The 12,896-nt window shown below is 45.7% G+C and carries 14 protein-coding genes, 2 pseudogenes and 1 CRISPR repeat array; all 16 genes and pseudogenes read left to right on the forward strand.

The annotated features are described in order from the left end of the window. Positions 1 to 72 precede the first annotated feature (72 nt). Entirely contained in the window at positions 73 to 2,046 is a 1,974-nt protein-coding gene (gene dsbD, locus QZ367_RS03765; protein WP_291937556.1) for a protein-disulfide reductase DsbD, read from the forward strand. A 48-nt stretch (positions 2,047 to 2,094) separates the two neighbouring features. Then, positions 2,095 to 2,673, forward strand: coding sequence for an imidazoleglycerol-phosphate dehydratase HisB (gene hisB, locus QZ367_RS03770; RefSeq protein ID WP_291937558.1), 579 nt, complete (start codon positions 2,095 to 2,097; stop codon positions 2,671 to 2,673). Positions 2,674 to 3,371: 698 nt separating this feature from the next. After that, positions 3,372 to 3,509: a hypothetical protein gene (locus tag QZ367_RS03775; RefSeq protein WP_005869117.1), complete on the forward strand. Its 138-nt coding sequence runs from the start codon at positions 3,372 to 3,374 to the stop codon at positions 3,507 to 3,509. A gap of 1 nt (position 3,510) precedes the next feature. Then, positions 3,511 to 4,458, forward strand: a complete 948-nt coding sequence (locus tag QZ367_RS03780; RefSeq protein WP_291937569.1) for a substrate-binding domain-containing protein — start codon at positions 3,511 to 3,513, stop codon at positions 4,456 to 4,458. An 86-nt stretch (positions 4,459 to 4,544) separates the two neighbouring features. After that, entirely contained in the window at positions 4,545 to 5,033 is a 489-nt protein-coding gene (locus QZ367_RS03785; RefSeq protein ID WP_177389116.1) for an HAD family hydrolase, read from the forward strand. Positions 5,034 to 5,088: 55 nt separating this feature from the next. Continuing rightward, entirely contained in the window at positions 5,089 to 5,622 is a 534-nt protein-coding gene (gene lptC, locus QZ367_RS03790) for an LPS export ABC transporter periplasmic protein LptC (RefSeq protein ID WP_291937575.1), read from the forward strand. Next, on the forward strand, positions 5,586 to 6,101 hold the full coding sequence (gene lptA / locus QZ367_RS03795; RefSeq protein ID WP_291937578.1) for a lipopolysaccharide transport periplasmic protein LptA: 516 nt from the start codon (positions 5,586 to 5,588) through the stop codon (positions 6,099 to 6,101). The genes lptC and lptA overlap by 37 nt, the downstream gene beginning before the upstream one ends. After that, positions 6,098 to 6,313, forward strand: a pseudogene (locus QZ367_RS10385) (GTPase); the annotation flags it as partial. The gene lptA and the pseudogene QZ367_RS10385, both read left to right, overlap by 4 nt. Positions 6,314 to 6,634: 321 nt before the next feature. Next, positions 6,635 to 6,997, forward strand: a pseudogene (locus tag QZ367_RS10390) (YihA family ribosome biogenesis GTP-binding protein); the annotation flags it as partial. Between the two features lie 112 nt (positions 6,998 to 7,109). Then, positions 7,110 to 7,958, forward strand: a complete 849-nt coding sequence (locus tag QZ367_RS03805) for a GNAT family N-acetyltransferase (RefSeq protein ID WP_291937584.1) — start codon at positions 7,110 to 7,112, stop codon at positions 7,956 to 7,958. After that, complete coding sequence (locus QZ367_RS03810; RefSeq protein WP_291937587.1) at positions 7,925 to 8,413, forward strand: hypothetical protein; 489 nt, start codon at positions 7,925 to 7,927, stop codon at positions 8,411 to 8,413. The genes QZ367_RS03805 and QZ367_RS03810 overlap by 34 nt, the downstream gene beginning before the upstream one ends. After that, positions 8,410 to 10,230, forward strand: coding sequence for a penicillin-binding protein 2 (gene mrdA, locus QZ367_RS03815; protein ID WP_291937589.1), 1,821 nt, complete (start codon positions 8,410 to 8,412; stop codon positions 10,228 to 10,230). The genes QZ367_RS03810 and mrdA overlap by 4 nt, the downstream gene beginning before the upstream one ends. Before the next feature lie 168 nt (positions 10,231 to 10,398). Further along, positions 10,399 to 10,556: a CRISPR direct-repeat array (repeat unit 29 nt; unit sequence GTTTAAATTTCATACAACCATGCTTTACC). A 221-nt stretch (positions 10,557 to 10,777) separates the two neighbouring features. Next, a complete protein-coding gene (locus tag QZ367_RS03820; protein ID WP_291937593.1) occupies positions 10,778 to 11,260 on the forward strand; it encodes a hypothetical protein in 483 nt (160 codons plus the stop codon). Between the two features lie 15 nt (positions 11,261 to 11,275). Continuing rightward, positions 11,276 to 11,482, forward strand: a complete 207-nt coding sequence (locus QZ367_RS03825) for a hypothetical protein (RefSeq protein WP_291937596.1) — start codon at positions 11,276 to 11,278, stop codon at positions 11,480 to 11,482. Between the two features lie 16 nt (positions 11,483 to 11,498). Further along, the gene (locus QZ367_RS03830; protein WP_291937599.1) at positions 11,499 to 11,951 is read left to right on the forward strand and encodes a hypothetical protein; all 453 of its coding nucleotides are present in this window, start codon (positions 11,499 to 11,501) and stop codon (positions 11,949 to 11,951) included. Positions 11,952 to 12,105: 154 nt separating this feature from the next. After that, positions 12,106 to 12,660, forward strand: a complete 555-nt coding sequence (locus QZ367_RS03835) for a hypothetical protein (protein WP_291937603.1) — start codon at positions 12,106 to 12,108, stop codon at positions 12,658 to 12,660. The last annotated feature ends 236 nt before the right edge of the window (positions 12,661 to 12,896 follow it).

Consider the following 12,896-nt stretch of genomic DNA (forward strand, 5'->3'; position numbering starts at 1 on the left):
AGTTCTTTATATTACACTATAAATTCATACTTATTACGTTAGAATGTAGGAAAAAATTTCAAAGGATAAAATTTGATCAGATCACTTATTTTGGCAGCGTTTCTTCTTTTAGGCTTGGGCGCCGAGCCCCTGAAACCCTCCGATGCGTTCAAGCTTAATGCGGCGGCGCAAAGCGATAGCGTAACGCTAAGCTTCGATATCGCGGACGGGGTCTATCTCTATCAAAACGAGATAAAAATTTTCACTGACGGCGCGGAGGTAACGAATTTAATAAATCTGCCCGCCGCGACCGAATATAAGGATTATAAAATTTACGAGGGCAAATTTAGCATCACCGTGCCTTTGGGCCTCGTGCTTGCAAATGCCGCAGACAGCGATGATTTCGTGCTTAATGGTGATTTTTTGGGATGCACTAAAGCGGGCTTTTGCTACCAGCCGCAGCAGTTCGGCTTTAGCTTTAAGCGCGTGGTGGAGGGCTATGAGATCAGCAAAATTTCAAACTCCGAACTGAAAAAATATAGAAAAGGCGCAAATTACGCGCAGATTTCTGCCGCAGACAGCGCACAAGGCGGGGCTGTAAATTTTAAAAGCAATGCCGCAGCTTCGGGCGCAGAGGCAAATTCCTTGGCAAGCTCGCACGCAGCGGGGAATTCCGCGGCAAGCTCGGCTGAAAACACTGCTGTAAATTCCGATGAATCCTCCGCTCACAAAAATCCACGCGGCGCAAATCCCATCTCCGAACAGGATAAAATTTTAAACGTTCTTGGCGGCAAAAGCTTCATCGCGGCGATCGCGCTGTTTTTTGGTTACGGCGTGTTGCTTTCGCTAAGCCCTTGCGTCTATCCGCTCATCCCGATCCTCTCGTCGATCATCGTGGCGAAAACTTCCTCGAAGCCGAGCGCGAAAAAAAGCCTCGCCGTAAGCCTTGCGTATATTCTCGGGATGGCGAGCTCGTATGCGATTTTAGGAGCTTTCGTGGCGGTTTTCGGGCAAAATTTACAGGGCCTGCTGCAAACTCCGCCCGCACTGATCCTAACCTCGCTGATATTCGCTGCGCTCGCGTTTTCTATGTTTGGATTTTATGAGATCCGCTTGCCTGCGCGCTTTCAGAGCTTTTTAAATAGCAAAAGCGAAAATGCTGGCGGCCTGATCGGAGTTTTTTCGATGGGGCTTATCTCGGCGCTCGTCGTATCGCCGTGCATCTCCGCTCCGCTTGCAGGCGCGCTCGTTTACATCGCGGGCAGCGGCGACGTTCTGCTGGGTGCGGCGGCTCTTTTTGCGCTTGGGCTCGGAAGCGGCGCACTGCTGCTTGTGGTGGGGCTCGGCGGCGCATTGCCTAGGCCGGGAGCTTGGATGGAGGCGGTGCCTAAAATTTTTGGCTTTTTGCTGCTTTTTACGGCTGTGTGGATTTCGCGCACGCTCATCGGCGAAAATTTAAGCCTGCTGATTTATGCGGTTTTGGGCGCGATTTTCGCAGGATTTTTGGGGCTGTTTGACGGCGGCGCGAGCGGGATAAAGCGCGCTTTGGCCCTTATAATCGCGCTATATTCGGCGCTGCTACTCGCGGGCTTTGCCAGCGGCGCGAGAGATTTTTCCAGACCGCTTGGTAATCTAATCCCGCAAAGCACGAGATATTCCAGCGGCGGTTTGGGCGGCGAGAGCTTGCAAGCGGGCGAAATTTTTCGCGTTAAAAATTTAAGCGGCGCACATTTTTCGTTTGTGCACGATCTGGCGCAGCTGCGCGGCGAAATAGAAAATTCCAAAAAGCCCGTGATAGTGGATTTTTGGGCTAGCTGGTGTAAAAATTGCGAGCAGAGCGAGCGAGCGTTCGCAGATCCCGCTCTTGCTGGCGCTCTTGATAAATTTAGCCTTTTAAAGATCGATCTTAGCGAAGATAGCGAGCAAAATAGGGCGATAAAAACGCATTTTAACGTATTCGGCCCGCCTACGATTCTGTTTTTTAAAGAGGGCGCCGAGATTGCGAACCTGCGCCAGATCGGCAGCGTAAATTCCGAAAAGCTGGCCGAAATTTTAACCGAAATTTAGTGAAATTTAGATAGATTTCAAACAAAATTTAGTTTTAAGGATTGCGCGATGATAAGCAAAAATAGGGCTACGAAAGAGACTAAAATCGAGCTTGAGCTTGAGCTTTACGGGCGCGGCGCAGCGCAGATACAAACTGGCATCGGTTTTTTCGATCATATGCTTGGCGCGTTTGCCAAGCACGCGTGGATCGATCTGAACCTACGCTGTGAGGGCGATTTGCAGGTCGATTTTCACCACAGCGTCGAAGACTGCGGCATAGTGCTCGGAAGCGCGATCAAAGAGGCGATCTATCCCGCGCAAAATATCGAGCGCTTCGGCGATAGCGTCCTCGTGATGGACGAGGCGGCGGTTTCTGCAGCGCTTGATTTTTCCAACCGCGCGTTTTTGGTATTTGATTGCCCGAGCCTGAAGCGCGGCAAGATCGGCGAATTCGACGCCGAGCTCGTGGAGGAATTTTTCCGCGCTTTGGCTTTCAACGCAAATTTCACGCTTCATATAAGCCAGATTCGAGGCGAAAATCTGCATCACGTCGCAGAAGCCGCGTTTAAGGCGCTCGCCGTCGCATTTCGTCGCGCGATAAGTATCAACGAGCGCGCTGGCGTGCCTAGCACTAAGGGCGTTTTATAGCGGTAGAGGGGCGTTAAATTAAAAACGGAAGCTAAATTTAATAAATTTAGCAATTCGTGGTTTTGTAATTTTATCGGCGTTTGAAATTTTACTCTCGCCGCTGCTTGAAATTTGCAAAATTTCGCTTTTGTTCGGGCGAGGATCGCCGCTTTATTAAGATCGCTTGCTCTAGCGTATTTGCGCTTGTGCTCTTGCTTGACGGGCGCGTAAATTTAATCGGCGCGCTAAAATGCTGCTTTGTACATTAAAATTTAAAGGTAAAAAATGAATATTTTCGGATCGCTTATGGAGATTTTAAATGTGCTGTTTTTGATCTGCTTTGTTTGGCTTGTCGCGTGCTTGATTAAATTTATCAGATCAAAAGATGAGCCGGAGCGCCATAAAAGAGATAAAAAATTTCTAATTATTTCGATGGTTGTGTTTGCATGCGCTTTTGCTCCATTCATATATTCTCAGTGGCTATTTGATCCTTTTTCTACACTTATCTTGGTTTTTACCTGGCTGCCGGTAATTTCGTTCATTTGGCTAATTGTAAGTTTAGTAAAATTTATTAGATCTGCTAAAAGCACGGCTGAGCGCCGTAGAAGAATTAGAAATCTCTTGATTCTCTCCGCGTTTTTATTCATAATCTTTTCAGCCGCCTTAATAGGCTTTTTATGGCTGCTTAACAACGCACTTGCGCATATGTGAGATACAAAATGAGCGATGAAATTTTTCAAAAAACGATCGCCGTAATATTTACGGCTTGGGCGATCAGCGTTTGCGCGCTAGTCGCAGCGGCGCTGTATCTGCAGAGCAAATGCTCGATCATCTCCTATATCGCAAACGGAAACTAAGATGAAGCGTGCAATTATCGCCATTTTTCTGGTGTTTATCTTGGCGGCTTTCGATTTTGCGTTTTACCGCCTCGTCGTGAAGCGATACGTAAATCAAAGCAGCGCCGAGATGCAGGCCAAATCGATCGAGCTACATAAATTTCTGCCGTTTGATGAGGGCTCGCAGATCGTGCGCGTTAGCTCCAGTTTAAAACTTAGCGGCGATCTGCCGATAATCGACGGAGCAGCGGCTTTGTATCCCGTCTTTTCGGCATTCGTCGCGGCGAGCTATCCGAAGGACAGCGTGGAATTTGACGGGCGAAATTTCACGAATGCTAGCAGGCTCAAATTTAGCAACACTCGCGGCGCATACAAGGCCGTAAGCGACGGCGAGGCGGATCTGATATTCGTCGCCGCCCCTTCGAAGCAGCAGCTTGATTACGCGCGAGAAAAGGGCGCAAATTTACGCTTCGTGCCGATCGGGCTGGAGGCGTTCGTCTTTATCGTAAATGCAAATAACAAAGTTTCAAGCTTAAGCGTGGATCAGGTGCGAGGAATTTATTCGGGGCAATATAGCGACTGGTCGCAGCTCGGCGGCGAGCGAATGCGAATAGATGCCGTGCAGCGAAACGCGGGCAGCGGCAGCCAGAGCGCATTTTTGAAATTTATGGGCGAGACGCAGCCTAAGCGCAAGATCACGGGCTTTTTCGGTAGCGCGATCGGCTTTTCGTTTCGATACTACGTCGAGGGGATCGTGCGAAACGGCGGCGTGAAGATGCTTAGCCTAAACGGCGCGTATCCTAACAAAGAAAATATCGCTAGCCGCAAATACCCGCTCGTAGCCGAAATTTACGCGGTTTACGATGAAAACAACAAAAACGAAAATATCCGCATCTTGATAGATTGGATCCTTTCACCGCAGGGGCAAAGTATCATCGAAAATAGCGGCTACGTGCCGATTAAGGGCTAAGATCGCAGCTTAAATTTATACGGCGTTTGCCAAAAATTCAGCCAAATTTCGTTAAAATCATAAAATTTCAAAAAACGGAAAACAAAGTGATAAAGATCATATTTTTAGACGTAGACGGCTGCCTTAGCGACGGCGGGCTGTACCATTCAAACGGCGGCGAAGAGATGAAGAAATTTAACGTAAAAGACGGGTTTGGCATCCAGGAGTGGCAACGGCTGGGGCTAAAGGTCGCGATCATCACCGGCAAAAGCTCGCAAATCGTCGCAAACCGCGCGCGCGAGCTAAAGATCGATACGCTCTTTCAAGGCGAAAAAGATAAGCTCTCAAGGGCGGAGCAAATTTTAAAAAATTTTAACCTAAGCTTCGATGAGGCCGCTGCAATCGGCGATGATATAAACGACGCGAAGCTTTTAAATGCGGTCGCGATCAGCTTCAAGCCCGCCGATGCGCTAAGCTCGCTAAAAGCGGACGTCGCGCTAAGCAAAAACGGCGGCTGCGGCGCAGTGCGCGAGATGATCGAAATACTCGTCGATAAAAACGGCATGCGCGAAGAGTGGAATAGTAAATGGCTGTAGTTTCGCAAGCGCGCGCGATGGGTAAAATTCCGCGCAGATCAAAGAGGACTGAGCGATGGTGATAAAAATTTTCTACGTCGCGATTGCGATCTTTTGCGTCGCGATGGTGTTTCTAAGCGTGCAGACGCCGTATTTTAGCGATATGTTTAGACAGGATCTAAGCATTGCGAATATGGAGATGAAAAAGATCGTCGATTATCAGATCGGCGAGCGCGTGGATGCTAAATTTACCGCGGACAGCGGCACTCGCTATAAGGATCGCGACGAGTTTGTAAATTTTAAAGCCGAGGAGATTAGCGCGGATCTGAATCACACTTTGGTTTCAAAGACCGCGACGCGCGCAGGCGAGCTGATAAAATTTAACGGCGACGCGCATTACGTAAATAGCAGAGGCTTTGATTACACGGCGCAGGAGATCATCTACGATACGAGCAGCAAGATCGTCCGCTCCGACGTGCCGTACGTGCTGCGCCAAGGCGGCGACCGCATCACGGGCGCAAGTATCAGCTACGACACCAAAACCAAACAAACAAACTCAAAAGGAATCCACGCATGGTATTTAATAAAAGATCAAAATTCCACAAACTAATATTCGCATCTGCGCTAATTGCGGGCTTTGGCGCGACTACTCTTAGCGCCGCGCAGGAGCAGGTCGAGGTCACGGCGGATAATTTTTTCGCCGACGAGATCAAGCAGATCAGCGTCCTAACAGGCAACGTCCGTATCAAAAAGGGCGCTTATGATACGCTAAATTCCGACAAAGTGACGATCTACTTCGACGCTAAACGCCAGCCTACTAAATATGTCGCGACCGGAAACGCAAATTTTAAAATTTTACTCAATCAGAAGCATTACGACGGCAAGGGCGGCATGCTGACCTACGATCCGACTATCGAGGCTTATACGCTTGAAAACAACGCCTATCTGCACGAAGCCGAGACCAAAAAGGAGGTTTACGGCGATAAGATCATCGTAAATCGCCAAAAGGGCACCTACGAAGTAAAAAGCGGCGGCAGCGAGAAAAAGCCCGTGCGTCTGATTTTTCAGGTCGAAGATCAAAACAAATGATCTATCCTAGCAGCGCGCAGTTTATCACCTCCGCCGCAAATATCGCGGGTGCGCCCGAGTTTGCGATGAGCGAAGTGGCGTTTTTGGGGCGTTCCAACGTCGGCAAAAGCAGTCTGATAAACGCGCTTACCGGGCGCAAAAATCTAGCCAAATCAAGCTCGACGCCGGGCAAAACACAGCTGATAAATTTCTTTGAAGTTAAATTTAAACAAAAGCTTGCCGCAGGCTCGGACGGCTCGCAAAATGAAACATCGCCCGATCTAGCAAGCAAAGAGGCTTTAAGCTCGGCTGCAAATTGTGCGCAAGATCACGCGGATGCTGCGGCGTCTGAGCGAAATTTGAAGCAGGATTTCGTTTTAAATTTAAAAAGCGCCTCGGCGGATTTTAGATCGGATCGCGAGACAGATCTTGCGGCGGGTTTCGCGCCGAATTCCGCGCAAAACTCCGAATTAAATTTTACAGGCAGATCCGCGCTAAATTTAGCGGGCAATTCCGCTTTCTCGGGTCTTGCGAGCTTGGGAGAAAATATCTCTTTGATCTTCGTGGATCTGCCCGGGTTCGGGTACGCTAAGGTCTCCAAAAAACTGCATTATATCTGGCAGAAAAATCTCGACGAGTTCATCAAAGAGCGCCTAAATATCAAGCTTTTCGTCCATCTTATCGACGCGAGGCAGTTTGATCTTGCGATAGATAAAAATTTGCAAAACTATCTCGCTAGTTTTCTGCGCGGCGATCAAAAGGTCGTGAGGCTCTATACCAAAGCCGACAAGCTCAACCAAAGCGAGCGCGCAAAGCTTTTGAGGCACGATCCGCAGGCGGTTTTGGTCTCTACGCTAAAAGGCAGCGGGCTTGCGAAAGCGCGCGAGATCATCGTACGCGGGGCGTTTGGATTATGAAATTTCTAAATTTAAATACGTTAAATTTAGCGGCGCAGAATTTCAAAATAATTAAATTTAGAGGATATAAAATGCGCCGCCAAGATCGCGCAAAGATTAGGGAAAATTTTAGATGATACGGCTAAAAAAGGCGCGCCTTTGCGACATTTTGCGTATGCAGGAGCTCGTAAAAGAGGAGGTTCAAAACGGCGTAATCTTGCCGCTTGAAAGCGATGAGATCGCTGCTCATATTCGCTCATACGTGCTGGCGTTCGGCTGCGATTCTAAGGCGGATACGAGCTTTGATTCCAAGGAAAATTTGAGTTTCGATTCTAAAAAAAATTCCGATTTAAATTTAGCCAGGAATTCCGATTTAAATTTAGCACGCAATTCGGATTCAAATTTAGCGCGCAATGCCGATTTAAATTTAATCCAAAGCTCCGCAGAAAATTTTGCCGAAATTACTTCTGAAAATTCCGCCGAAGATGCCGCGGGTAATTTTGCGCCGCAACTAGCTACGCCGCAAAATAGCGCAGCGCAAGCCGTATCCGGGGCAAGCTGCGCACAAGCGGGAAAAGAGCAAATTTTACGGAGCGGATATACGCAAGAAGCGGGCATCTATAGAACCGAACATTCGCAGCCCCACGAATCCCAGTGCTTAAAAGAAGCCGAAATTTTAGCGGGCTTTGCTTCGCTTAAAATTTTTAACGCAGATCTTGCCGAGGTGCGCTCGCTCATCGTCGCTCCGCAGTTTCGCAGGCGGGGCATTGCCAGAGCTATCGTAAATGAGCTGCTAGACGAGGCGAGATTTTACGGGCTAAAAAGCGTATTTACGCTCACCTATCAAAAGGAATTTTTCGAGCGGCTGGGGTTTACCGAAATCCCAAAGGATGAGCTGCCCGCGCAAAAAATTTGGGCCGATTGTATTAAATGCAAAAAGTTTCCGGTATGCAACGAAATCGCACTTATCTATACCTTATAGCGGACACGCTTTTTAGCGCGGGGGTTCTTTTCTACCTGCTTCTAAGTGCGGTGTATAGGGGGCTACCGCCGCTGATCGGATTTTTTTTCACGGCGATGGTGGTGCAAAAATATGAAAACGACGTAAAATTTAAAAAGTTCGGATTTAGCTGGTTTTTCTCTATTTTTTATCTGTTTTGCGCCGAGCAGATCCACGGATTTAACCTATTTAGCGTGGCTATCGCGTATTGTATATTTTATTTCGTGGTCTATGAAAACTCATTTAAATATATTAAATTTAGAAATTTTTTGATCTGCTTTGACGTTATGATCAGCTATGTTTTGGTCTTTGTGGTGAGCAACGCGATCTCGGCGATCAAAAAGAGCGAGTATCTGCCTCTAAGCGGCGAGTATTTAAATTACATCGTGATTGAAATTTTGCTTGCTCTGCTCTTTTTTAAGGGGCGGCTGGTATGAGGCTGAAGTTCGTATTTGCTTTCGTGATACTATTTTTTAGCATGCTTTTGGTTAGAATTTATTATCTTTCGATCAAATCAAACGAATTCTACGAGCAGGTCGCTAAAAACAACGTCATCTCCACCGAATACATCCCACCGGTGCGCGGTCAAATTTTAGACGCCAAAGGCCGCCCGCTTGCGATAAACAATCTCGGCTTTTCGCTATCGATCGCGCCGCATCTAAAAGACGCCGCGCTGCAAAGCGAGCTAAATAATATCTCGCGCTATTTCAAAGATCTCAACGTCACTGCGATGAGCAAGAGCTACAAGGACGCGAATTCCGCTTACAATCAAGACTTTATCGAAGTCGTGCCGTTTTTGGACTACAACGCCACGATACAGCATTTCGCGAGCTTGAGCCTGCACGAAAATATTAAAATTTCGCCCGCTTCGCAGCGCTTCTACCCTTACGGTGCGCTTGCTTCGCACATCATCGGCTACGTGGGCCGCGCCAATAAAAAGGATATCCAAAGTAACCCCCTAAGCGCGCTTACCGGATACAACGGCAGAAGCGGCGTCGAGGGGTATTATAACGAGCTTTTGCAGGGCAGCAAGGGCGAGCGCAAGACGAAGGTTACGGCGCTAAATCAGGTCGTAGAGGAGATCTCGATGCAAGAGCCCAGCAGCAGCGAAATTTCGCTTACCATCGATCTTGAGCTGCAAAAATACCTCGAGGAAATTTTTAAAGACAAGGACGGCGTAGCGATCGTGATGGATCTGCGCGACGGCGCTATCATCGCGGCGGGCAGCTTCCCCGAGTATGATCTAAACACCTTCGTGGGCGGAATTTCGCAGGCGCAGTGGGACGAGCTGATAAAAGACCCGCGCCATCCGTTTACGAATAAGCTCGTAAACGGCCTCTATCCGCCGGGCTCAGTAATTAAAATGGCCGTGGGGATGAGCTTTTTAAACAGCGGCAAGATCAACGAGAACTGGAGCGTGTTTTGCAGCGGCGCGATAGAGCTAGGGGGGCGTAAATTTCGCTGCTGGAAGAGCTGGGGTCACGGCCGCGTGAGCCTAGTAGAGGCGATTAAAGGCAGCTGCGACGTGTATTTTTACGAAGGCTCGCTGCTAGTGGGGATCGACTACATGTCCGCGTATCTGCAGCGTCTGGGGTTTGGTAGTAAAACAGGCGTCGATTTACCCAATGAGTTTGTAGGCACGATGCCTAATAAGGCCTGGAAAATGCAGAAATTTAAGCGCGCGTGGTATCAGGGCGAGACGGTCAATGCCTCGATCGGTCAAGGCGACGTGCTCGTAACCCCTATGCAGGTGGCGAAAAACACCGCGCAGATCGCCTCGGGCAAGGCTATCACGCCGCATTTTTTAAAAAGCATCGACGGCAAGCCGGTGGAATTTGCCCCTACCGAGCTTTTCACGCCGAAAGAAAAGGCTCAGCTGCCGCTCGTGCGACGCGGTATGTATGAGGTCGGCAACAACCCCGACGGAGGCACCGCCTACAAGCTCATCCATACCGCAGTCGTGCCTCTAGCGGTCAAGACGGGAACCGCGCAGGTCGTGGGCATCTCTCAGACCACCAAAAAGCGAATGAAAGAGGCCGATATGGACTACTTCCACCGCTCGCACGCCTGGATGACTAGCTTCGGGCCGTACGACAAGCCGCAATATGCCGTAACCGTACTAGTCGAACACGGCGGCGGCGGCGGAAGCGCGGCGGGTCCCGTGATAATGCAAATCTACGAAAAGCTCGCTCAGATGGGCTACATCGACGCCAACGCAACGACTATCAAAGACAGCGCAAAGAAAACGAAGTAGAGCGGAATTTTAAAATTATAAAATTTTAGAATTCTACTCGTCCTTCGCGGGCTTGGAATTTTATCTAGCTTCCATAGGTTTGGAATTTATCCGCTTCCGTGAGTCTGAAATTTTAAAATTTCGTGCAGGCTAGAGGTATAGAATTTATCTTGTCTTTAGGATTTGGGGGTTTAAATTTCATACAACCATGCTTTACCCAATATGAAAGACTTCTTAAAGAGCTTGGGCGCGGTTTAAATTTCATACAACCATGCTTTACCTGCGCCACTGCCTGGTGTTTTGAATATGAGCGAAGAGTTTAAATTTCATACAACCATGCTTTACCTGCTTTAAATTTTAAAATTTAGCGCAGTGCGGAGGCTTTTAAATTTAGAATTTTACCCGTCCTTCGCAGATTTTAAATTTTAAAATTTATAGTAGTAAAAGACCTTAAAATTGAGTAGATCAAAGTAGTTTTAAATTTTAAATACATTATATATTAGCGCATAGGCGAATATAAACATATTGTAAAATCTAAGATTATTAAAAATTTCTTGAGGAGGAGAGAATGGCGTTTGTTGCGGAGCATATTTCTAAAGAGGACTTGAAGAAATATGATATTATAAATCGCGTAGATCAGTGCTTGGCAAAATATCATTATGATCCACAGGAGCCCAATGAAATAAAGTGGTTGAACTGGGTCATCGACAGGCAAAGAGATATTTGGCTTATCTTTGTTTGTAGCCCGCATCTGCCTGATCCAAGAGACGGATATACCGGAGAGATGATTTGGCTGCTTTATTATAAAGGTAGAGAAATTGAGCTTGACATTAGACGGGTCTATGACGAAACTACGAGTAAAATGCTCGTAGACAATCCGTTTTTTATAAAATATAAGCTAGAAAATATCAATTCTAGTCTTGACAGAATTTCGTTAGATGAGCTCTATAAGGTGCTTAATGAAGCTTTGATAGAATATGGAGAAAGTGGTATACACGGTAGAAAGTTCTTGCCAAAAGAACATGAAGTCGTAACTTTTCTGCATGATTAAATTAAAGGATAAATAATGACGAGTAAACAAGCCGATCAAATTTTAGCAGATATTGCAAATGGTAAAGATGTACGCACCAGTAGCGGCGCTAAGGTAACCGGTGAAAATTTTGAGAAATTTTTTCTAAACGATATGGTTAGAAAGCTAGGCACTAAAAGCGAAGGCGATATCTACGAGCATATAAGCGAATATCAATATGTCGTAGATATAATTAAATATTAAATTTAAGGAGTAGAAAATGGCGTTTGAAAATGCAATTATCACTAAAGAGGATGATGAGAAGTATGGACTTAGCGAGATTTACTATAAGTACAATCCATTATATAAGACACTACCAAGTCAAAAGAGCTGGATTATAGATAAAAAACTGGATTGTTGGATTATGAAAACTCAATTATTTAATGATCCAGAGATAGACCACGCATATCTATCAAAAGCAATGTGGAAATTCTATTATAAAGGTAATATATTTGACATCGTTCTTGATTATGGATTAGATGAAAAAGTTTCAGGTATCCAATATAATAAAGTCTGGAAAGTATTGTCAATAGTGCCAAATGGTAGCGAAAAAATATCAGTAGATGAAATTTTTTCACTTTTAAAAGAGCAACTTATAGTATTTGGGCTTGATGGATTATATAAGCAAGGTGAGAATTATAAAGTCACGTTGATAGATGCAAGAAAAGGATAAATAATTTTTTATCCGATCAGAATTCAGCTCGGTAAATTTTAAAATTTAGCGCAGCGAAAGGCTTAAATTTTGATGATAAATTACGACAAAGTGTTTTTAAAAGCGCCGAAATGAAACGAGATATAAAAGCCAAATTTATCTTAAAAGCTATGAATTGGGGAGTAGGGCGATAAAAGAGTTCATTAAAAAATGTTTTGAGCTAAAAGGGGTGAGGATTTTATTCTGGATCGCCTTGCTCATTTTTACTATAGATTGCTTGGGCGTTATATTTGCCAGCATAGACGCGGTTTTTTTGGCGGAGTATAGCGGTTACGATATCGCGAATCCGCTTTCTATCGTTATGAAAGCTTTTGAACTAACGTGGCACGAAGAAGCAAGCGATAGCGAAAGCGATATTTTCGGCGCTATGGTATTGTATCTATTTTGCGCGACGGTAATTTTGCCTCTAATCATCTGCTGTTTTGTATTTTCAAAGATAAAGGCTTTTATTCTGCTGGATAAAATATCCGCCGCATCTGCATTTTTTATAAGTTTATTTTATGCTTATCCGCTAGCTGTGATAATCCTAGCAAAAGCCGATTTGACTTGGTTGGGACATCTGTTTGATCGCTCAAATTTTAATTTTAACATAATGATGATAAGCGCTTTATCGTCGCTAATAATCGCGTCTGTAACGGTTTTTATTCTAAAAAGAAGAGATAAAATTTAATATGGATAAGTTTATGGGATTATCTTTATTTAGCTAAATTTTATGTAAATTAATACGCAAAATTTTACGAATATAGCTCGAGATATGTAAATTTAAAAGGGCAAATTTTGAAACGATCTTAAAATTTGCCTCCGCTTCAGATTTGAAATTTCAAGTTGCGCGGTTTGAAATTTCGATCATCGACTTCGAATTTTAAAATTTCAATCTCATCTGCCTTCTTAAATTTTTTAATCTAA

It is taken from the genome of Campylobacter sp. (assembly GCF_019423325.1).
In the GTDB taxonomy this organism is placed as follows: Bacteria; Campylobacterota; Campylobacteria; order Campylobacterales; family Campylobacteraceae; genus Campylobacter_B.